General features: G+C 73.6%; 18 protein-coding genes and 1 pseudogene. 10 read left to right on the forward strand and 9 right to left on the reverse strand.

The genetic code is table 11. The features are described 5' to 3' along the window. Positions 1 to 27 precede the first annotated feature (27 nt). Positions 28 to 588 (forward strand): DUF2231 domain-containing protein, encoded by a 561-nt coding sequence (locus GQS52_RS21060; protein WP_182314906.1) that lies wholly within the window; start codon positions 28 to 30, stop codon positions 586 to 588. Between the two features lie 47 nt (positions 589 to 635). On the opposite strand, the gene GQS52_RS21065 is transcribed toward GQS52_RS21060, so the two are convergent. Then, positions 636 to 1,085, reverse strand: coding sequence for a VOC family protein (locus GQS52_RS21065; protein ID WP_182314907.1), 450 nt, complete (start codon positions 1,083 to 1,085; stop codon positions 636 to 638). Between the two features lie 174 nt (positions 1,086 to 1,259). On the opposite strand from GQS52_RS21065, the gene GQS52_RS21070 reads away from it, so the two are divergent. Next, positions 1,260 to 1,763, forward strand: a complete 504-nt coding sequence (locus GQS52_RS21070; RefSeq protein ID WP_182314908.1) for an FBP domain-containing protein — start codon at positions 1,260 to 1,262, stop codon at positions 1,761 to 1,763. Positions 1,764 to 1,818: 55 nt separating this feature from the next. On the opposite strand, the gene GQS52_RS21075 is transcribed toward GQS52_RS21070, so the two are convergent. The 4 genes from GQS52_RS21075 to GQS52_RS21090 form a co-directional block, all read right to left on the reverse strand. After that, positions 1,819 to 2,373 carry a hypothetical protein gene (locus GQS52_RS21075; protein WP_182314909.1) on the reverse strand — a complete coding sequence of 185 codons (555 nt, stop codon included), beginning with the start codon at positions 2,371 to 2,373 and terminating at the stop codon, positions 1,819 to 1,821. A gap of 44 nt (positions 2,374 to 2,417) precedes the next feature. Further along, on the reverse strand, positions 2,418 to 4,115 hold the full coding sequence (locus GQS52_RS21080; RefSeq protein ID WP_182314910.1) for an alkaline phosphatase D family protein: 1,698 nt from the start codon (positions 4,113 to 4,115) through the stop codon (positions 2,418 to 2,420). Positions 4,116 to 4,304: 189 nt separating this feature from the next. After that, complete coding sequence (locus GQS52_RS21085; protein WP_182314911.1) at positions 4,305 to 5,093, reverse strand: thioredoxin domain-containing protein; 789 nt, start codon at positions 5,091 to 5,093, stop codon at positions 4,305 to 4,307. Between the two features lie 126 nt (positions 5,094 to 5,219). Next, complete coding sequence (locus GQS52_RS21090) at positions 5,220 to 5,927, reverse strand: hypothetical protein (RefSeq protein WP_182314912.1); 708 nt, start codon at positions 5,925 to 5,927, stop codon at positions 5,220 to 5,222. A gap of 250 nt (positions 5,928 to 6,177) precedes the next feature. Here GQS52_RS21090 and dnaE point away from each other — a divergent pair, with 250 nt between their 5' ends. Further along, on the forward strand, positions 6,178 to 9,807 hold the full coding sequence (dnaE, locus tag GQS52_RS21095; RefSeq protein WP_182314913.1) for a DNA polymerase III subunit alpha: 3,630 nt from the start codon (positions 6,178 to 6,180) through the stop codon (positions 9,805 to 9,807). A gap of 73 nt (positions 9,808 to 9,880) precedes the next feature. Here the strand turns inward: dnaE and GQS52_RS21100 are convergent, their stop codons facing one another. Further along, positions 9,881 to 10,333 (reverse strand): DUF1801 domain-containing protein, encoded by a 453-nt coding sequence (locus tag GQS52_RS21100; RefSeq protein WP_182314914.1) that lies wholly within the window; start codon positions 10,331 to 10,333, stop codon positions 9,881 to 9,883. Positions 10,334 to 10,565: 232 nt separating this feature from the next. Further along, complete coding sequence (locus tag GQS52_RS21105; RefSeq protein WP_182314915.1) at positions 10,566 to 10,730, reverse strand: hypothetical protein; 165 nt, start codon at positions 10,728 to 10,730, stop codon at positions 10,566 to 10,568. Positions 10,731 to 10,952: 222 nt separating this feature from the next. Between GQS52_RS21105 and GQS52_RS21110 the strand changes: the two genes are divergently transcribed. The 7 genes from GQS52_RS21110 (at position 10,953) to GQS52_RS21140 (ending at position 19,459) form a co-directional block, all read left to right on the forward strand. Further along, positions 10,953 to 12,239, forward strand: a complete 1,287-nt coding sequence (locus tag GQS52_RS21110) for an NYN domain-containing protein (RefSeq protein ID WP_182314916.1) — start codon at positions 10,953 to 10,955, stop codon at positions 12,237 to 12,239. 173 nt (positions 12,240 to 12,412) lie between these two features. Then, positions 12,413 to 13,459: a LacI family DNA-binding transcriptional regulator gene (locus tag GQS52_RS21115; RefSeq protein WP_182314917.1), complete on the forward strand. Its 1,047-nt coding sequence runs from the start codon at positions 12,413 to 12,415 to the stop codon at positions 13,457 to 13,459. A 357-nt stretch (positions 13,460 to 13,816) separates the two neighbouring features. Then, positions 13,817 to 15,112, forward strand: coding sequence for an extracellular solute-binding protein (locus GQS52_RS21120; RefSeq protein WP_182314918.1), 1,296 nt, complete (start codon positions 13,817 to 13,819; stop codon positions 15,110 to 15,112). 157 nt (positions 15,113 to 15,269) lie between these two features. Further along, positions 15,270 to 16,217, forward strand: coding sequence for a sugar ABC transporter permease (locus GQS52_RS21125; RefSeq protein ID WP_182314919.1), 948 nt, complete (start codon positions 15,270 to 15,272; stop codon positions 16,215 to 16,217). After that, on the forward strand, positions 16,214 to 17,128 hold the full coding sequence (locus tag GQS52_RS21130) for a carbohydrate ABC transporter permease (RefSeq protein WP_182314920.1): 915 nt from the start codon (positions 16,214 to 16,216) through the stop codon (positions 17,126 to 17,128). The genes GQS52_RS21125 and GQS52_RS21130 overlap by 4 nt, the downstream gene beginning before the upstream one ends. Before the next feature lie 54 nt (positions 17,129 to 17,182). Next, positions 17,183 to 18,628, forward strand: coding sequence for a GH1 family beta-glucosidase (locus GQS52_RS21135; protein WP_182314921.1), 1,446 nt, complete (start codon positions 17,183 to 17,185; stop codon positions 18,626 to 18,628). A gap of 159 nt (positions 18,629 to 18,787) precedes the next feature. Next, positions 18,788 to 19,459: a hypothetical protein gene (locus tag GQS52_RS21140; protein WP_182314922.1), complete on the forward strand. Its 672-nt coding sequence runs from the start codon at positions 18,788 to 18,790 to the stop codon at positions 19,457 to 19,459. A 126-nt stretch (positions 19,460 to 19,585) separates the two neighbouring features. Here GQS52_RS21140 and ybaK read toward each other — a convergent pair whose 3' ends face one another. Beyond that, positions 19,586 to 20,086 (reverse strand): Cys-tRNA(Pro) deacylase, encoded by a 501-nt coding sequence (ybaK, locus tag GQS52_RS21145; RefSeq protein WP_182316617.1) that lies wholly within the window; start codon positions 20,084 to 20,086, stop codon positions 19,586 to 19,588. A 70-nt stretch (positions 20,087 to 20,156) separates the two neighbouring features. After that, positions 20,157 to 20,877, reverse strand: a pseudogene (locus tag GQS52_RS21150) (LON peptidase substrate-binding domain-containing protein). Positions 20,878 to 20,881 lie beyond the last annotated feature (4 nt).

Consider the following 20,881-nt stretch of genomic DNA (forward strand, 5'->3'; position numbering starts at 1 on the left):
CCCGTACCCCCGAAGGGACCGCCCCCAGTGGAGCTCACGACCTTCAACGGGCCTCCCGCCCACGTCCTCCTCGCCCACTTCGTGGTGGTGCTCGTCCTGCTGGCGGCGCTCGGCCTGGTGGTCTGCGCGATCTGGCCCGCCGTCATGGCCCGGGCGGGGATCGGTCTGCCGCTGCTGGCCCTGGTGTCGCTGATCCTCGTCCCCCTGACCACCGAGGCGGGGGAGTGGCTGGAGGACCGGGTCGACGAGACCGCGCTGGTGGAGAAGCACGCGGAGCTGGGCGAGTCCCTGCTGCCCTGGGTGATCGGCCTGTTCGTCCTCTCGGCGGCGCTGTGGTTCTTCCGGCGCCGGGCGTCGGCGGCGGCCCCCGCGGCCGGCTCCGCCGACGCCCCGGCGCGGTCCGTGGCGTTCGCCGACAGCCTCCCGTTCCGGGTGGTGGCGGTGGTGCTGTCCCTGGTGGTGGGGATCGGTGCCGCCGTCCAGGTGTACCGGATCGGCCATTCGGGTGCCGAGGCCGTGTGGAAGGACAACTTCTCGCCCACGCCCCTCGAAAAGGGCGGCAACGAGGGCGGCGAAGAGGGGGATTGACGCGGCTCCGGCACCCCGGGGCGCGGGGCGCCGGGGCGCCGGGAGTGTCAGGAGACGCAGAACTCGTTGCCCTCGGGGTCGGCCATGACCGTCCACCGTCCGCCCGGTTCGTCCACCTCGCGCAGGACCGACGCGCCGAGCGACCCCAGCCGGGCGGTCTCCGCCTCCCGGCGCCCCGGGCCGGCGTGGACGTCGATGTGCAGGCGGTTCTTGGACGTCTTCGCCTCCGGGACCCGCTGGAAGAGCAGCCGGCGGCCCAGACCGGTGCCGCTCCCGGGGTCGAAGGGGTCCTCCGGGTGCCGGGCGGCGGCCAGGTCCCGCCAGGCGGGCCGGCCGTCCACGGTGGTCACCAGCTCGTCCCCGACCGCGCCGAGGTCGCGCAGCCGTTCGATCAGCGCGCTGTTGTCCTCGACGTCGTAGCCGAGCGCCTCGGCCCAGAAGGCGGCCTGCCGGTGCGGGTCCGCCGCGTCGATCACGAGCTTCCAGCCGAGTGCCATCGAATCCCTCTTCCCCTCGTTCCCGGACGCTCCTTCGTAGCGGCCGCACGGCGACGGACGCAACCGCTCCGGTTCCCGGCGGTACCGCCCCGGCCCCGCGTCCGCGCGGTGCCGCGCCCGGCCGCCGCAATAACCGGGTGACGCCGTTCCGCCCGGGTGTTAGCTTCCAGGACCGTGAGACCGATCGGCGAGAACGACATACGGGGATCCTTCGTCAACTGCTCCAAGGGCGAGGCGCGCAGGCTCGGCCTGCCCCGGGGGCTGGACGAACTCCCCTGGGGCGACCTGGACTTCCTCGGCTGGCGGGACCCGGGCGCGCCGGACCGCGGCTACCTCGTCGCCGAGCGGGAGGGCCGGCTCGTCGGCGTCGCGCTGCGGGCGACGCAGGGGATCCGCAGGAGCTTCACCAAGAGCACGGTCTGCTCGGTCTGCCTGACCGGCCACCCCGGTTCCGGGGTCGCCCTGTTCAGCGCGCGCAGGGTCGGCGCGGCCGGCCGGCAGGGGAACACCGTCGGCGTCTACCTGTGCGCCGACCTCGCCTGCCCGCTGTACGTGCGGGGCAAGCGGGTCTCGGGCCTGGGCGCCCGCTACCGGGAGACGCTCTCCCAGGAGGAGCAGGTCGACCGCATGCTGTCCAACCTCGGCGTCTTCCTGGACCAGGTCCTCCGCGAGGACTGAGCGCCCCGCCCCCCGCCTCGCCCCCGCCCGGCCCCGCCGGGCGGGGGCGAGGCGGTCAGTAGACGGATATGTGCACGTGGTCGTAGTGGTTGAGGGTGTTCGAGCCGCGGTCCTCCATGGGGGCGTTGCCCTTCAGGGGCCAGCGGCTGGACCAGATCCGCTGCTCGTGGATCACGTACCAGATGCCGTACTCGTCGGCGTTCTCCCGCACCCACGCCACGATCCGCCGGCCCAGTTCGAGGTCCTCGCCGGTGGCCTTCCTGCCGGCGTCGACCAGCATGACGTCGCAGGCGCGGCCCAGCGGGTGCTCGCCGCCGCCCGCTATGCCGCCGTCCTCGCGGTAGCAGCCCAGGTCCCCCTTGATGCCGAACTCCTTCTTCACCGCGTCGCGGACGGCCTCCATGCGCGGGGTGATGTTGTCCGGGCCGCGGGGCTCCTCCTTCTCCCAGCTCGCCGCGCGCATCTGGGCGCGCACGGCCACCCAGGCGTCGGTCGTGGGGATCCACAGGGCGAGCAGGCCGAGAGCGGCCAGGGGGGCGAGCCACTTCACGGTGAGGGGTATTCGGCGCCTGCCCCCGCGCGCCCGGCCCCGCGTCGTCTTCTCGTTCATCGACGGATGAACGCGGGACCGGGCGTCCGAGTGCCCGGGAGGGCTCAGCGCGCCGGGGCGTCGGCCCGCTCGACCTGCTGGGTGCCGGCGAGGGTGCGGTAGCCGCGGGACCAGGAGGCGGCGGAGGCCGGGTCGGAGCGGTCGGCGAGCACGTAGTAGTCCATCTGCGCGCGCTCGGCGGTGACGTCCAGGACGCCGAAGCCGTGGCGGTCCATGTCGATGTACTTCACGTGCCGGTTGGCGCTCTTCACGGCGCTCTCGGCGACCAGGGAGACGGTCCGCGGGGCGACCCGCAGGATGTCGTCGAGGTTGTCGGAGGTGACGGAGGTGACCACGAACTCGGTCGCCACCGGCGGGGTGCCGGGGTAGGTGGCGGCCTTGACCGGGACCTCGTTGGCCCAGGCCATGTGGATGTCGCCGGTGAGGAAGACCGTGTTGCGCACGGCGTTGTCCCGCAGGTGGGTCAGCAGCTCCCGGCGGTCGTCGGTGTAGCCGTCCCACTGGTCGACGTTGACCGCCAGGCCCTCCTTCGGCACGCCCAGCAGCTCGGCCAGCGGACCCAGGAGGTGGGCGGGGACGGAGCCGAAGGCCACGGGGGAGATCATCACCGAGGTGCCGACCAGCCGCCAGGCGGCGTCCGAGGCGGAGAGGCCCTTCTTGAGCCAGTCCAGCTGGGCCCGCCCGGTGATTGTGCGGTCCGGGTCGTCGACGTCGCCGTTGCCGATCGTGGACTGCTGGGACCGGAAGGAGCGCAGGTCCAGCAGGGACAGGTCGGCCAGGCGGCCGAAGCGCAGGCTGCGGTAGGTGGTGCCGGCGACCGAGGGGCGGACCGGCATCCACTCGAAGTACGCCTGCTTGGCGGCGGAGACCCGGGCCGCCCAGTCGCCCTCGGTGTCCGGCTGGTGGTTCTGCGCACCGCCGGACCATGCGTCGTTGGCGAACTCGTGGTCGTCCCACATGGCGATCACGGGGACGGCGGCGTGCATCGCCTGCAGGTCGGGGTCGGTCTTGTAGCGGCCGTGGCGGGCGCGGTAGTCGGCCAGGGTGGTGATCTCGTGGGAGGGCACGTGCGGGCGCAGGACCTTCCCGCGGCCCGCGTAGTCGCCACTGGCGTACTCGTAGATGTAGTCGCCCAGGTGCAGGACCGCGTCCAGGTCGGTGCGGGCGGCCAGGTGGCGGTAGGAGGAGAAGTAGCCGGCCTCGTAGTTGGAGCAGGAGACGACGCCCAGGCGCAGCGAGTCCACGGCGGTGTCGTGCGCGGGCGCGGTGCGGGCGCGCCCGGCGGGGGAGACGGCGCCGTCGGCGGTGAAGCGGAACCAGTAGTCGGTGGCCGGGCGCAGGCCGCGCACGTCGGCCTTGACGGTGTGGTCGCCGGAGGCGTCGGCGGTGACGGTGCCGGCGGCGACGACGCGGGCGAAGTTCCTGTCCTCGGCGACGGTCCAGGTCACCTGGACGGCCGGGCCGAGGCCCGAGCCGGGGACGGCCTCCGGGGAGGGGGTCACGCGGGTCCACAGCAGGACGCCGTCGGGCAGCGGGTCGCCGGAGGCGACGCCGTGCAGGAAGGCGGCGGCCGCGGCGTTCGCGGGGGCCGCGCCGGCGGCGCTCGCGGGGCGGGCGGCGGCGAGGGGGACGAGGGCGGCGCCCGCCGCGGCGGCCTTGACGACGGAGCGCCGGGCGGGGGTGTGCCGGGCGGCGTCGGGGGCGGGGGACGAGGGCGGGGTTGCGGATGCGGTCTCGGTCACGGCGGCAGATGCTACCGCCGGGTAATCCGAACGGACATACAACAAAAGGGAGTTGGCCGATCGGACACTCTTGCGCCGCCCGCCCGACGTCTCCGGTACTCCTCGGCCCCGGCCCGGCCCCGGACCGGAGGGGCAGGGGTGCGGGGTGCGCCGGACGGGCCCCGCCCGGCGCACCCCGCACCGTGCCGGTCAGCCCTTCAGCCGGTCCTTCACCTGCTTGGTGAACTCCTCGGGGCCGACGGGGCCGGTGCTGCCGAGGACCTCGATCTTCTCCCCGTTGACCTCGACCGTCGGGGTGCCGGAGATGTCGTTCTCGTTGAACTTCTCGCTGACCTTCGCCGCCCACGCCTCGTAGGTGCCGTCCTTCACGGCCTTCTCGAAGTCCTTGTTGCCCTTGAGCGCGGGCACCTTCTGCGCCAGCTCCACCAGGTACGCGTCGTCGCCGTACTTGTCGTCGGTCTCCTCCGGGTGGTTCTCGAACAGCACCTGGTGGTAGGCGACGAAAGCGTCGGTGGACTCGTTCAGCGCCGCGCCGAGCGCGGTGAGGGCGTTCGTGGAGCCCTCGCCGCCGGCGTTGCTGTCGATGAAGGTGCCGAAGTTGTACTCGACCTTCAGGCTCAGGGACTTGTCGTCGGCCAGCTTCGTCAGGGTCTCGCCGTTGGCCTGCTCGAACTGGGCGCAGAACGGGCAGCGCATGTCCTCGTAGACGTCGACGGTGTTCTTGGCCTTCTTGTCGCCGTAGACCACCGTCGTGCCGTTCTCGCCGGTGGCGTTGGCGGGCACGACCAGCGGCCGGTCGTCCTCGCCCATGGAGGCCACGGCCACGCCGACGCCGCCGGCTACCGCCAGCACGGCGACGACGGCGCCGCCGGCGAGGAGCTGGCGGCGCGTCCTGTCGCGCTTGGCCTGGCGCTCGCGCTCGATGCGCATGCGCTCGCGGGCCGACTGCTTGTTCTCCCAGTTGTTCCTGGAGCTCATGGTGTTGTCCACGTCTTTCCGTCGTGCGGTGGCGGGGGAGGGGCGGCGCGCGGACCGCACGGGTTCCGGCCGGCGTGCGGCCCGGGCACGGAGCACGGGCGGGCCGGCCGCGGCGGTGGCGCGCGGCTACGCGAATGCGGGGACCGCGTCCCGCGGCGGCCCCCGCCGCCCGACGGAATGGACCAGCGGCAGCCGGCGGGGCCCGGCCTCCGGGGCCCGCCCGCACCACGGCTGCGGCACGGCGTCCGGCACCGCGACGGGCCGGGCCGGCAGCGGGAACAGCGACCGGCGGGCGAGGGCGACGGCGGACCGCACGGCCCTGTGCAGGGCGGCCTCGCCGTGCCGCAGCCAGGCGGAGGCGGCCAGCCCGACGGCGACGTGCACGGCGAGCAGCAGCCACGGGGCCGCGTGCCCTCCCGCGCCGACGGCGGCGGAGGCGCCGGCCACCGGGGACACCGTGCCGGGAACGGCCGCCAGGGAGGCCCCCACGTCACCGCTGTCGCACAGCCAGGCCGCGCTCACCGACCTCCAGGGGCCGGTGACCGGCCCCCCGGCGGGCCCGTAGCAGCTGTCCCGGCCGGTGGTGAACACCGTGTCCACGGCCAGCTCCAGCGGCACGAGCAGGGCCGCGATCTGCCGGAAGCGGCGCTCGCGCCCGGCCAGCGCGTACGCCACGGCGAACACCGCGGCGGCCGCCGCGGCGACGGCCGGCAGCGGCAGCGGCATCCCGGACAGGAACACGTTCGAGGCCACGGACAGGGTCGTGCACAGCCCGGCGAAGAGCGCCGCGCGCAGCGCCCTCGCCGGTGGCGCCGAGGCCCACGTCCTGTCCATGGAGCCAGAGTGTGCCACGGCCGGGTGTAGGGATCCGCTAAAGGGTCCGGCGGGAGCGCGGAACCGGGCCCCGACACGGCCGGGGATCAGCCCCCCGCCGCTCGCCGTGCGGAGTGTCACAGGCGGGTGGAATGCTGGTCGGCAGTGGTGTCCTCGCCCCGCGCGGGCCGCCGGCGGCGATCCGCCGGGACGTCGACCCCCGTGCCGGAAGAATCCCTGCCGTCGGTCCGTCCGCAGGAGGTCCCGCGCCGTGGACGAGCAGCCCTTCACCCACCTGCACGTGCACACCCAGTACTCCCTGCTGGACGGTGCGGCGCGGTTGGAGGACCTGTTCGCCGCGTGCACGGAGCACGGCATGACGCACCTGGCCATGACCGACCACGGCAACCTGCACGGCGCCCACGACTTCTACCGGCAGGCCACGGCCGCCGGCATCACCCCGGTCGTCGGCATCGAGGCGTACGTGGCCCCCGGGTCGCGCCGCGACAAGCGCCGGACCCTGTGGGGCGCCCCGCACCAGAAGCGCGACGACGTCTCCGGCTCCGGCGCCTGCACGCACATGACGATCTGGGCGGAGGACAGGACGGGCCTGCACCACCTGTTCGAGATCTCCTCCGACGCCTGCACCGAGGGCCGGCTGGCCAAGTGGCCGCGCACGGACAAGGAAACCCTCGCCGCGCACTCCCGGGGCCTGACGGCGTCCACGGGCTGCCCCTCGGGAGAGGTGCAGACCAGGCTGCGGCTGGGGCAGTTCGACGAGGCCCTGGCGGCCGCGGCCGACTACCGGGACATCTTCGGCAGGGACCGCTACTTCGTGGAGCTGATGGACCACGGCGCCGAGGTCGAGCGCCGGGTCCGCGACGGCCTGCTGGAGATCTCCAGGAGGCTCGGCATCCCGCCGCTGGTCACCAACGACAGCCACTACACCTACCCGCACGAGTCGGCGGCCCACGACACTCTGCTGTGCATCCAGACCGGCTCCCGCCTCTCCGACCCGGACCGGTTCAGGTTCGACGGCTCCGGCTACCACCTGAAGTCGGCTGCCGAGATGTACGCGATCGACTCCTCCGACGCCTGGCAGCAGGGATGCGCCAACACCCGGCTGGTCGCCGGACGGGTGGACACCACCGGCTGGTTCGAGAAGCGCGACCTGATGCCGCGGTTCCCCGTGCCCGAGGGGTACACCGAGGTCACCTGGTTCCGGGAGGAGGTGGCGCGCGGCATGGCCCGCCGCTTCCCCGGCGGGACCGACGACGAGCACCGCCGCCGGGCCGAGTACGAGACGGACACCATCATCCGGACGGGGTTCCCCGGCTACTTCCTCGTGGTCGCCGACTTCGTCGTGTGGGCGAAGAACAACGGCATCGCCGTCGGCCCGGGCCGCGGCTCGGCGGCCGGTTCGATCGTCGCCTACGCCATGGGCATCACCGACCTGGACCCCGTCCCGCACGGCCTGATCTTCGAGCGGTTCCTCAACCCCGAGCGCGTGTCCATGCCCGATGTCGACATCGACTTCGACGAGCGCAGGCGCGGCGAGGTCATCCGGTACGTCACCGAGAAGTACGGCTCCGACAAGGTGGCGCAGATCGCCACCTACGGCACCATCAAGGCCAAGGCCGCGATCAAGGACTCCGCGCGGGTGCTGGGCTACCCGTTCGCCATGGGCGACCGGATCACCAAGGCCATGCCCGCGGACGTGATGGGCAAGGGCATCCCGCTGTCCGGCATCACCGACCCCGAGCACCCGCGCCACGGCGAGGCCGCCGAGGTCCGGGCGATGTACGAGAACGACCCGGACGTGCGGAGGGTGATCGACACCGCGCGCGGCGTCGAGGGCCTGGTGCGGCAGATGGGCGTGCACGCGGCCGGCGTCATCATGTCCAGCGAGCCGATCACCGACCACGTCCCCGTCTGGGTCCGCCACACCGACGGCGCCGTCGTCACCCAGTGGGACTACTCCGGCTGCGAGTCGCTGGGCCTGCTGAAGATGGACTTCCTCGGCCTGCGCAACCTGACGATCATGGACGACGCGGTCAGGCTGATCAGGGTCAACAGGGGCGTCGGCCTGGAGCTGCTCTCCCTGCCCCTGGACGACCCGGCCACCTACGCCCTCCTCGCCCGCGGCGACACCCTGGGCGTCTTCCAGTTCGACGGCGGCTCGATGCGCTCACTGCTGCGCATGATGAAGCCCGACAACTTCGAGGACATCTCCGCCGTCTCGGCCCTGTACCGGCCCGGGCCGATGGGCATGAACTCCCACATCAACTACGCCCTGCGCAAGAACGGCCGGCAGGAGATCACCCCGATCCACCCCGAACTCGAGGAACCGCTGCGCGAGGTCCTCGACGTCACCTACGGCCTGATCGTCTACCAGGAGCAGGTGCAAAAAGCCGCGCAGGTGCTGGCCGGCTACACCCTCGGCCAGGCCGACCTGCTGCGCCGCGCGATGGGCAAGAAGGACAAGGCGGTCCTGGAAGCCGAGTTCACCGACTTCCGGCGGGGCGCGCGGGAGAAGGGCTACTCCGACGAGGCGATCCGGGCCGTGTGGGACGTGCTGGTGCCCTTCGCCGGCTACGCCTTCAACAAGGCCCACTCGGCCGCGTACGGCCTGGTGTCGTACTGGACCGCCTACCTCAAGGCCAACTACCCGGCCGAGTACATGGCCGCGCTCCTGACCTCGGTCAAGGACGACAAGGACAAGATGGCGCTCTACCTCAACGAGTGCCGCCGCATGGGCATCAAGGTCCTCCCCCCGGACGTCAACGAGTCCGGGGCCGACTTCACGCCGCGCGGCGACGACACGATCGTCTTCGGCCTGACCGCGGTGCGCAACGTCGGCGCCAACGTCGTCGACTCCATCGTCAAGTGCCGCAAGGAGAAGGGGAAGTACTCCGACTTCCCCGACTTCCTCGACAAGGTCGAGGCCGTGGTCTGCAACAAGCGCACCATCGAATCGATGATCAAGGCGGGCGGCTTCGACGGCCTCGGCCACACCCGCAAGGGCCTGTCCGAGCGGTACGGGCCGATGGTCGACGACGCGGTGCGGGTCAAGCACAGGGAGGCCGAGGGGCAGTTCGACCTCTTCGGCGGCCCCGACCACCTCGGCGGGGAGGGGCCCGGCGGCGCCCCGGCCCCCGGCGCGGATGTGCGCTTCTCCGGCACCGAGTGGCACAGGGCGTACCTGCTGGCGCAGGAGCGCGAGATGCTCGGCCTGTACGTCTCCGACCACCCGCTGTCCGGCATCGGGCACGTGCTGGCGGAGAAGGCCGGCACGGAGATCTCGCAGCTGACCGGCGGCGAGCACCCCGACGGCACGGTCGTCACCGTCGGTGGCGTCGTCTCCGGGGTGCGGCGCAGGACGACCAGGCAGGGCCGCGCCTGGGCCACCGCCACCGTGGAGGACCTGTCCGGTTCCGTCGAGTGCGTGTTCCTTCCCGCCGTCCACCGGCTGGTCTCCGCCCGACTGGCCGAGGACGCGGTGGTCCTGGTGAGGGGGCGGTTGGACAGGCGCGAGGGCGCGCCCCGGCTGGTGGTGACGGAGCTGACTGTGCCGGACCTGACCGTGCCGGATCCGGCCGCCGCGGACCCGGGCGTTGCGGACCCGGGCGTTGCGGACCCGGGCGTTGCAGACCCGGCCGCCGCGGACCCGGGCGCGCCGGTGACGATCACCATCCCGTCGCCGGAGGTCACCCCGCCGCTGGTGGCCCGGCTCGGCGACGTCCTCGGCCGGCACCGCGGCAACACCGAGGTGCGGGTCAGGCTGGAAGGGGAGCGGTCGACCACCGTGCTGAGGCTGGACCGGTACCGGGTGAGCGCCGACCCGTCCCTGTTCGGCGACCTGGAGGCACTGCTGGGCCCCTCCCGCGTGCGGGCCGGGTGAGGGGAGCGGGAGTGCCGGGCCGCCGGGCGTGCGCAGAGGCCGCAGGCCCGGCCCCGCCGGCCGGGCGCGCGCCTCAGCCCGCCGCCCGCTTCACGAGCTCGGCGATCCGCGCCTCCACCTCGGGCGTCACCTCGGTCAGGGCGAAAGCGGTCGCCCACATCGCGCCCTCGTCCAGCTTCGCCGGGTCGTTGAACCCGAGCGTGGCGTAGCGCGCCTTGAACTTCCCCGCGCTCTGGAAGAAGCAGACGACCTTGCCGTCCCGTGCGTAGGCGGGCATCCCGTACCAGAGCTTCGGCGCGAGGGCCGGGGCGCAGGCGGTGACCACGGCGTGGACGCGCTCGGCCATGACCCGGTCCGAGTCCTGCATCCCGGCGATCTTCGCGAGCACGTCGCGCTCCGCCTGCGCCGCCTTGTCCGCCTGCGAGCTGCGGCGCGCCGCAGCCTTCAGCTCCCGGGCGTGCTCCTTCATCGCGGCCCGCTCCTCGGCCGTGAACCCCTCGTACGCGCTGCTCTCGGCACTGCTCATGACGGATCTCCCCCTTGAGGATCTTGATGCGCGGGACTTCGGGAGGGATCCTTCCCGGCCCACTGACATTGATAGCGGTACGCAGGTTCACCGGGACCGCCGTTTCCCCGACCGCTCGCCGGCCGGGTGCCGGCCCGCCCGGGAACGCCGGGAGGGGCGCCGCCCGGTGCGGGTGGCGCCCCTCCGACCCCTCCGGGCCGCGGGTGCGGTCCCGGGAGATGCGTCAGCGGTGTCAGTTGTGGCCGAACCTCCGGCGACGCTTGCGGCCGGTCTCCTCGGTCAGGACCGCCGTCTGCTCCTGGGCGGTCGCCTCGGTCTCCCTGGCCTGCCGGTGGGTCTCCTCCGCGGCGGACTTCCTGCGCTCGCCGGGGCCCTTGGAACGGTTGTTCTTGGCCACGATCTTTCCTCCTGTCGGAATGCCGAACGGTGGCGTGACCAGACTGACACAGTCGGTAATTGTTCGCATTCCGGGTGAATTCCAAACGTTCGTGGGCCGAGTGGCGGACACTGGAAGAACGATTCGCCACGCCGGTGATCGATTTCGGGTTCATAAGCCGCGGCGGGTCGGGCAGACTCTGGGGACATTCGTACCGGGGGGCGATCCGGAAGAGGGTGGAACGTGGACCGCTGCGTCGTCCTGGTGGACGCCGGATACCTGCTCGGTGCGGCCGCCAGCCTCCTGGCGGGAGAGCCGGCCCGCTCCCGGATCACCGTCGACCACACCGCGCTGATCCAGGGCCTGCGCGAACGCGCCGAGGCCGAGACCGGCCAGCCCCTGCTGCGCATCTACTGGTTCGACGGCGCCCCCGACCGGGTGCCGCAGCCCGAGCACCGCAGGCTGCGCGTGATGCCCCGGGTCACCGTCCGGCTCGGCGCCCTCACCCGCACCGACGGCCGGTGGGCGCAGAAGGGCGTCGACGCCGCCATGCACGCCGAACTGTCGGAGCTGGCCCGCAACCGCGCCTGCGCGGACATCGTCCTGATCACCGGCGACGGCGATCTGCTGCCCGGCATGATGTCCGCCAAGGAGCACGGCGTCGCCGTCCACCTGTGGGCCGTCCAGGCCGCGGACGGCGACTACAACCAGTCCGAGGACCTCGTCGCGGAGGCGGACGAGCGCCGCGTCCTGGACCGCTCCTGGATCACCCGGGCGGTCAAGGCCCGCGAACTGCCGGGCGTGTGCGTCCCGCCCACCCCCCGGCCCGAGATCGCGGCGATCCTCTCCGCGCCGCTGCCCGAGTCCCCCGCGAGCCCCCGCAAGCCCGCCGCCGGCTCCACGGCCGCGCCCGCGGCCGCGAGCGTGCCCGCGGCCCCCGGAACGGACGCGCCCCCGGACGGCGCCGCGCCGCGCCCCCGGCCCGCCACGCCCGCGGGCGCCGTCGCGGGCAGGGCCCACGTGCCCACCCCGAAGGACCTCGCGGGCCTCGCCTCCGGCCGGCCCGTGCTGCCCGCCGCCGCGGTGAACGGCGGCCCGCAGCCCAACGCCACCCTGCGCTGGTCCTCCGACCGGGGCTGGGTCGAGCGCGGGGGCCAGGGCGTCGGGGAGGGGACGGACGGCGCGCTGCCCACCCTGGCCCAGCTCACCACCGCCGAACAGCGGTGGGCGGACCGGGAGGAGGACATCACCGCGGTCAGCGGCGACCCCTTCGAGGTGGGTCAGGTCTTCGCCCGCCGCTGGGCGGCCCGGCTCGGGGACCGCGCCGTCCTGGCCCACCTGGCGGCCGAGGAGTACCCGCGCATTCCGCACCGCATCGACGGCGAACTGCTGCGCTACGCCGCCCGCTTCGGGCTGCTCGCCCACAAGGACGACCAGATCGACGAGCACGACCGCTACGCGATCCGCGCCGGTTTCTGGCGCGAGATCGACGCCCGCACCGGAACCCAACGCCCCGCCCCCGCGGAGTAGCCCGCCGCGGGCCGGACCGAAGGCGGCCCGGCCCGCGGCGGCCGGATCGGGGCGGCCCGAACGGCCGGATCGGCCGGAGAGGCGTGAGAGCGCTCTCACTCGGTCCGGGCAGGGGATACGCTGTCCCGTGCCCCGCCGCGCGGCCCGCGCGGCCCGCGCGAAGGAGCCCCTCGTTGCACGACCGGACAGCCGTGTCCCGGCCCACACTGGAAGCCGTCGCCGCCCGGGCCGGAGTCTCCCGGGCCACCGCCTCACGGGTGGTCAACGGGGGGCAGGGCGTACGGACGGCGCTGGTGGAGCGGGTGCGCAAGGCGGTCGACGAACTCGGCTACGTCCCCAACCGGGCGGCCAGGACCCTGGTGACCCGGCGCAACGACGCGGTCGGGGTGGTGATTGCCGAACCCGGGTCCCGGGTCTTCTCCGACCCGTTCTTCGCCCGGCACCTGCGCGGCATCAGCAAGGAACTGGCCGCCCACGACTCCCAGCCGGTCCTGCTGCTGGTCGAGGAGGCGGGCGACTACGACCGGGTCGGCCGCTACCTGGCCGGCGGGCACGTCGACGGCGCCCTGCTGTTCTCCCTGCACGACGACGACCCGCTGCCGGCCATCACCCGGCGCATCGGCATGCCGACCGTCTACGGGGGGCGCCCGGGGCGGGCGGACGCGGCCGGGGACCGCAGCCTGCTGTACGTGGACTCCGACAACCGGGGCGGCGCCCGGGAGGCGGTCAGGCACCTGGTGGGGCTGGGCCGGCGCAGGATCGCCCATATCGCGGGCCCGCTGGACCAGGTCGCCTCGGTCGACCGGCTCGACGGCTTCCGGGACGTCCTCATCGACGCGGATCCCCGGCTGATCGTGGAGGGGGACTTCACCCCGGGCGGCGGGGAGCGGGCCATGGCGGAACTGCTGGACCGGTGCCCGGACCTGGACGCGGTCTTCGCCGCCTCCGACCTGACCGCGTCCGGGGCCCTGCGCGTGCTGCGCGAACGCGGCAGGCGGGTGCCGGAGGACGTCGCGGTGGTCGGCTTCGACGACGTGGCCGAGGTCGCGGAGCTGACCGACCCGCCGCTGACCACCGTGCGGCAGGACATCGAGGGGATGGGCCGGTTGATGGCCAGGCTGCTGCTGCGCAGCCTGGAGGAGCCGGACGACCCGGCGGAGCGCCTCCCGCTGTCGTCCGTGATCATCCCGACCCGGTTGGTGCGCAGGGCCTCGGCCTGAGGCGCCTGGCCCGGCAAGCCCGGCCCGGTGCGCCCGGCCCGGGCCGGCACGCCCGGCCCGGTGCGCGGGCGCAGTTGCATGCGGCAGGCGCCGGGGGAGCTCGGGGCGGGGAGCCCGAGGTCCTTGGTGTTTTGCGTCGGCGACGGCGGCCTCTGAGAGCGCTCTCATCGTGAGGTGAACGTAAGGTCGCGGAAGCTCGAATGTCAGTATCCGGGAAATAACGGGTGATTCGAGGCGCGCCGAGACCAGGGTCTGCGTCGACTCTTGACGACGGGGCGACGGGAGGGCACTCTCCTGGGCATTGCTTGAGAGCGCTCTCAGAGTGTTCGTTCCCGTACTGAAGCCATGGAGGCCGCCATGACCGTCGCCAGAGCCGCCCGAACCGGGGCGGTGCTGCTCGCCGGGGTGCTACTGCTCACCGCCTGCGGATCCGGATCGTCGGGGACCTCCGCCGGCGGCACCGGGAAGGAGCCGATCACCCTCACCGTCGACCTGTTCGGCTCGTTCGGCTACAAGCAGGCCGGTCTCTACGAGAAGTACGAGAAGCTCAACCCCGGGATCACGATCAAGGAGACCGACACCGAGGACGAGGCCGACTACTGGAAGGCCCTGCAGACCCGCCTCGCCGGCGGCGGCGGCCTGGCAGACGTCCAGGGCATCGAGGTCGGCCGCATCTCCTCGGTCGTGCAGCGGCAGTCGGACAAGTTCGAGGACCTCGGCGCCTTCGGGGCGAAGAAGCTGGAGAAGGACTTCGCCGAGGGCAAGTGGTCCGCCGCCACCACCGCGGACGGCCGCATCCTCGGCCTGGGCACCGACGTCGGCCCCGAGGCGCTCTGCTACCGCAGCGACCTGCTGGAGAAGGCCGGGCTGCCCACCGACCGCGACGAGCTGGCGGAGAAGTGGTCCACCTGGGACGGCTACCTCGACCTGGGGCGGCAGTACAAGAAGAAGGCCCCGAAGGGCAGCCGCTGGATCGACAGCGTCGGCAGCCTCTACTCGATCATGACCGGGCAGGAGGAGGAGCGGTACTACGACTCCTCCGGCGAGTTGATCCACACCAGCAACCCGGCCGTGAAGAAGGCGTGGGACACCGCCGTCGACGCGGCGGAGGACGGACTCAGCGCCGAACTCGACCAGTGGTCCCCGGAGTGGAACCAGGCCTTCAGCAGCGGCTCCTTCGCCACCATCCCCTGCCCCTCCTGGATGCTCAGCTACATCAAGGGCCAGGTCGGAGAGAAGGGCGCCGGCACGTGGGACGTGGCGAAGCTGCCCGAGGGCGCGGGGAACTGGGGAGGCTCGTACCTCTCCGTGCCCAAGGGGGCGAAGCACCCGAAGGAGGCGTTCGAGCTGGTCAAGTGGCTCACCGCCGAGGAGCAGCAGGCTGAGCTCTTCACCGAGCAGGGGCTGTTCCCCTCCAACCTCGGGGCCATCGACAGGGTTCGGAAGTACGAGGACCCCTACTTCAGCCGCGCGCCCATCGGTGAGATCTTCGGCGCCGCGGCCGAGCAGGCCCCTGTCCAGGTGCTCGGCGTCCACGACGGCGACATCCACCAGCAGTTCACCAACGCGCTCAGCGAGGTGGAGAAGAAGGGCACTCCCTCGATGAGGGCGTGGGACAACGCGGTCAAGGGCGTCGACAACGTCCTGGGCTGACGCCGCGCCGGCCGGCACCCGGCCGCCCGCGCCGCGTGCAGCGCCCGCAGCGCGCACCGCGCACACCGGGCCCGGAGGGCGGAACGTCCGCCCTCCGGGCCCGGTCTCCCCTCCCCGCGCCCCGCACCACCCCCGACCGTCCGAAGGGCCCGACCCCATGACCCTCCACGCCACCGCGCCGCCGGCCGTGCGCACCCGCGCCGAACGGCGGGCCCGCGCCCGGCGGCGGCTCACCCCCTACGCCTACGTCGCCCCGTTCTTCGCCCTGTTCGCCGCCTTCGGCCTCTTCCCGCTGCTCTACACCGCCTACGTCTCCCTCTACCGCGTCGAACTGCAGACCCCGGGCGAGATGGAGTGGCGCGGGCTGGACAACTACACCGCCCTGCTGGGCGACGAGTTCTTCTGGACCGCCCTGCGCAACACCTTCACCATCGGCGTGATCTCCACCGTCCCCCAGCTGCTGATGGCCCTCGGCCTGGCGCACCTGCTCAACTACCGGCTGCGCGCCCGCGCGTTCTACCGGGTGGCGATGCTCCTGCCGTACGCGACCTCGGTCGCCGCCGCCACCCTGGTCTTCGCCCAGCTGTTCGGCCGCGACTTCGGCCTGATCAACTGGGTGCTGGGCCTGGCCGGCATCCACCCCGTGGACTGGCAGTCGGGCACCTGGAGTTCGCAGATCGCCGTCTCCACCATCGTGATCTGGCGCTGGACCGGCTACAACACGCTGATCTACCTGGCCGGCATGCAGTCGGTCCCCGCCGAGCTGTACGAGGCCGCGGCCATCGACGGCGCCTCGCGCCGGCAGCAGTTCCTCCACGTCACCCTGCCCGGGCTGCGCCCCACCATCGTGTTCACCGTGGTCGTGTCGACCATCGGCGCCACCCAGCTGTTCGGTGAGCCGCTGCTGTACGAGGGGAAGATCACCGGCGGCATCTCGCACCAGTACCAGACCCTGGGCCTGTACATGTACGAGCAGGGCTGGGGCTACTTCCACCTGGGCCGGGCCGCCGCCATCGCCTGGGTGATGTTCTCGCTGATCGTCCTGCTGGTCGGGGTCAACGCGGCGCTCGCCCGCCGGCGCAAGCTCCAGGAGGCCTCCCGATGACCGTGCTCGCCCCGCCGCCGCGCAGCGGCGCCCCCGCGAAGGACACCGCGGCCGGCCGCCCCTCCCGCCCCTCCCGGTCCACCGGCGCGGGCCGCCAGCACCACGGCGGCCGCCTGGCCCACGCGATCCTGATCGTCGCCGTGCTGTTCTCGGCCTTCCCCTTCTACTGGACGATCGTCGCCGCGACCCGCTCCAACGCCGACCTCGCGCAGACCCCGCCCTCCCTGCTGCCCGGCCCGAACCTGCTGCCCAACATCCGGGCGGTGCTGGAGGAGGCCGACATCGGGAAGGCGCTGCTCAACTCGCTGATCGTCTCCGGCTCGGTCACCGTCGGCACCGTGCTGTGCTCCACCCTGGCCGGCTTCGCCTTCGCCAAGCTGAGGTTCCGGGGCCGCGGCGCGCTGCTGGCGGTCACCGTCGGCACGATGATGATCCCGCCGCAGCTGGGGGTGATCCCGCTGTTCATGATGATCGCCGAGCTGCAGTGGGTGAACCAGCTGCAGGCGGTGATCCTGCCGGGCCTGGTCTCCGCCTTCGGCGTCTTCTTCATGCGCCAGTACCTCGTCCAGTCCCTCCCCGACGAGCTGATCGAGGCGGGCCGGGTGGACGGCGCCTCCACCGCCCGGATCTTCTGGAGCATCGTGGTGCCCGTCGCCCGCCCCGGGATGGCCGTCCTGGGAATGCTGACCTTCATGGCCTCCTGGAACGACTTCTTCTGGCCGATCGTCGCCCTGAGCTCGCAGGAGCCCACCGTGCAGGTGGCGCTGCGCCAGCTCGGCGGCGGCTACGTCAACGACCAGTCGGTGATCATGGCCGGCACCCTGCTCGGCACGCTGCCGGTGCTGCTGGTCTTCGGCCTCCTCGGCCGGCAGATCGTCGGCGGCATCATGCAGGGCGCCGTCAAGGGCTGACCCGGCCGCCCCTTCGCCACCCCGTACCCGCCCTCCGTTGGGAGCCCTCGACCGATGACCGCGATCGACGCCCGCCCCGCCTCCGCACCCGCCTCCGCGCCCGCGGGCCTGCGCTTCCCGCCGGCCTTCCGCTGGGGCGCGGCCACCGCCGCCTACCAGATCGAGGGCGCGGCCTCCGAGGACGGCCGCACGCCCTCCATCTGGGACACCTTCAGCCGCCGGCCCGGCGCGGTGCGCAACGGCGACACCGGGGACACCGCCGCCGACCACTACCACCGCATGCGCGAGGACGTCGCCCTCATGGCCCGCCTCGGCCTGACCGACTACCGCTTCTCCGTCTCCTGGCCCCGCGTGCAGCCCACCGGCCGCGGCCCCTCGGTCCGCAAGGGCCTGGACTTCTACCGCGCCCTGGCGGACGAACTGCTCGAGCACGGCATCCGCCCCGTGGCCACCCTCTACCACTGGGACCTCCCGCAGGAGCTGGAGGACCGCGGGGGCTGGCCCGAGCGGGACACCGCCGAACGCTTCGCCGACTACGCCGCCCTGGTCGCCGACGGGCTCGGCGACCGGGTGCACACCTGGACCACCCTCAACGAACCCTGGTGCAGCGCCTTCCTCGGCTACGCGTCCGGCGTGCACGCCCCCGGCCGCACCGAACCGGCCGCCGCGCTGCGCGCCGCCCACCACCTCAACCTCGCCCACGGGCGGGCGGTCGAGGTGCTGCGCGACCGCGTCCCCGCCGCCGAGGTCTCCCTCACCCTCAACCTGGCCGCCGTCCGCCCCCTGACCGGATCCGACGCCGACCGCGACGCCGCCCGCCGCATCGACGCCCTGGCCAACCGGGTCTTCCTCGACCCGGTCTTCCGCGGCCACTACCCGCAGGACCTGATCGAGGACACCGCGGCCCTCACCGACTGGTCCTTCGTCCGGGACGCCGACCTCGCCGCGATCAGCCGGCCGATCGACGTCCTCGGCCTCAACTACTACTCGCCCACCGTGGTCGCCGCCGCCGACCACGGGCAGGACGGCGGCGGGGGAGCGGACGGCACCGGGCCGTCCCCCTGGCCGGCCGCCGACGGGGCCGTCCGCTTCCTGCCCGCCCCCGGGCCGCGCACCGCCATGGACTGGCCGGTCGACGCGGACGGCCTGTACGAGATCCTGGTCCGGCTGCGCGACGAACTGCCCGGCACCGCGCTGATGGTCACCGAGAACGGCGCGGCGTACGAGGACTACGCCGACCCCGAGGGCGACGTCCACGACCCCGAGCGCGTCGCCTACGTGGACGCCCACCTCGAGGCCGTCCACCGCGCGATCGCCGACGGCGCCGACGTGCGCGGCTACTTCCTGTGGTCGCTGCTGGACAACTTCGAGTGGGCCTACGGCTACAGCAAGCGCTTCGGCATGGTCCACGTCGACTTCGCCAGCCAGCGCCGCACCCCCAAGGACAGCGCCCGCTGGTACGCGCAGGTGATCGCCCGCGGCGGGCTGCCGCCCCGCTGACCCGTGCGCCGCCCCGGCCGGACGTGCCCGCCCCGTCCGGCCGGGCGCGGGCCCACCCCTGCCCCGGCCGGACGCGCCCGGTGGCCCGCCCGGCGACCGTCCTGCGGCCCCTGCGGCCCGCGCGTCCCGCCCGCCCGCCGGACGTGGAACGATGTGGGGGTGACCACACCGCTTTCCCCGAACGACGTCCCGCACGAGCACGACCGGCAGCACGGCGAGAGCCCTGCGCAGCAGGTGCGCCAGGGCCTGCTCGTCGCGGCGGCCGTCGCCGTGCTGGGTGTGGCCGTGGGGCTGCTGTGGCTGTGGCTGGCCCCGAGGGTGCCGATGATCTCCGACGGCAAGGCCGTCTACCTGGCCAACTCCGAGGGCGAGGAGTCGATCGCGGCGGACGGCACCTTCGCGCTGCTGGGCGCGGGCGCGGGGGTGCTCGCGGCACTGGCGGTGTTCTGGAGGCTGCGCCGCGGCGGGATCGCGGCGGTGCTCGGCCTGGCGGCGGGCAGCCTCGTCGGATCGGTCCTGGCCTGGCAGCTGGGCGTGTGGCTGGGCCCCGACCAGGACCTGGTGGCCCTGGCCCGCGCGGCCGGCGAGGGCAAGGTCTTCGAAGGGCCCCTGGTCCTCAGGGCGGAGGCCGCGCTGCTGGTGTGGCCGTCCGTCGCGATGCTCGCCCACCTGGGCCTCACCGCGGCATTCGGCCCCGAGGACCCCGAGTGGGCGCTCCAGCCGATGCCCGAGGACTGGACCCACCGCAACCAGCCCCCGTCCGGCGGCCCGCACCCCCCGCCCGCGGGCCCGCACGCCTCCTGGCCCGCGCCGGACGGCCCGCGCCACTGAGGCGGTACCCCGCGCGGACAGCACCCGCAGCACCCGCAGCACCCGCAGCACCCGCGTCAGCCGCAGCACCCGCGGCCTCCGGCCCCGTACCGGCCTCCGGCCCCGTGCCGTGCGGCCCGGCGGGCCCTAGGGGCGGGCGACGGGGGCGGTGGTGGCGCCGGTGAGGCGGACCAGGTCCTGCGGGGGCAGTTCGACCTCCATGCCGCGCCGGCCGGCGGAGACGAAGACCGTCCCGTGCTCCAGGGCGGTGGCGTCGACCACCGTGCGCAGCCGCTTGCGCTGGCCGAGCGGGGAGATGCCGCCGCGCACGTAGCCGGTGGTGCGCTCGGCCGCGGCGGGGTCGGCCATCGCGGCCCGCTTGCCGCCGACCGCCGAGGCCAGCGCCTTGAGGTCGAGCGACCCGCTGACCGGGACGACGGCGACGGTCAGCGTGCCGTCGACGTCGGCGACCAGGGTCTTGAAGATCCGGGCGGGGTCGGTGCCCATGGCCTCGGCGGCCTCGCCGCCGTAGGAGGCGGCGGCCGGGTCGTGCTCGTAGGTGTGCACGGTGAAGGCGACGCCGGCCGCGGTCAGCGCCACCGTCGCAGGGGTTCCGGAGCCGCCCTTGGCCCTGTCCTTCTTGCCCACCGCGTCCAACCGCCTCTTCCGTGTCCTCGGGCCGTGTGCGTGTCCCCGTCGGCCGGCCGGGGCCGGCCGGTCAGTTGGGGCTGACCGGCCGCCGGGTCAGCTCGGTGGCCGGCAGTGACGGGAGCCTACCGATCACCGCGGCCTCGCGCCTGAGCATTTCCAGCTCGGCGCGCAGCCGGGAGGCCGTGTCGGGCGCCTCCAGCAGCCTGCTTGACCGGCAGTTCGGCGACGGTCGCGGCCGCGACGAGGTAGGACAGGACCGAGGGGTCGTCGGGCAGCTCCTGGGAGGCGGAGATGGTCCGCTCCCGCGCCCCGGCCAGGCGCTTCTGGTAGGTGCGGAAGGTGCGCAGCACGCCCGAGGCCAGCGCTCCGGCGCCCTCGCCGGGCACCTCCGGGAGGTCCTCGACCTCGGCGACCAGGTAGGGGCCGGTGGTGTCGACCGACAGCACCCGGAAGCGGGTCGTGCCGGTGGCGACCAGCTCGTACCGGCCGTCCTCCTCCTTCTGCACGGAGGCGACCTCCGCCGTGCAGCCGGTGAAGTACAGCGAGCGCTCCAGGTCGGGGCCGAAGCCCGACGTGGCGGTGGAGTCCGGCACCCCGGGGCCCGACGGCCCGGTCTCCAGGCCGTCGCGGATGCCCACCACGCCGAACCGGCGCGGGGCGTCGGCGGGCAGTTCCAGCAGGTCGGCGACGAGCGCCCGGTACCGCTCCTCGAACACGTTCAGAGGCAGCACGAGACCCGGGAACAGCACCGAGTTCAGCGGGAAGAGCGGCAGGCGCGCGGTGGTCACGACA

Source organism: Streptomyces sp. SCUT-3 (assembly GCF_014083985.1).
Taxonomy (GTDB): domain Bacteria; phylum Actinomycetota; class Actinomycetes; order Streptomycetales; family Streptomycetaceae; genus Streptomyces_H; species Streptomyces_H thermolineatus.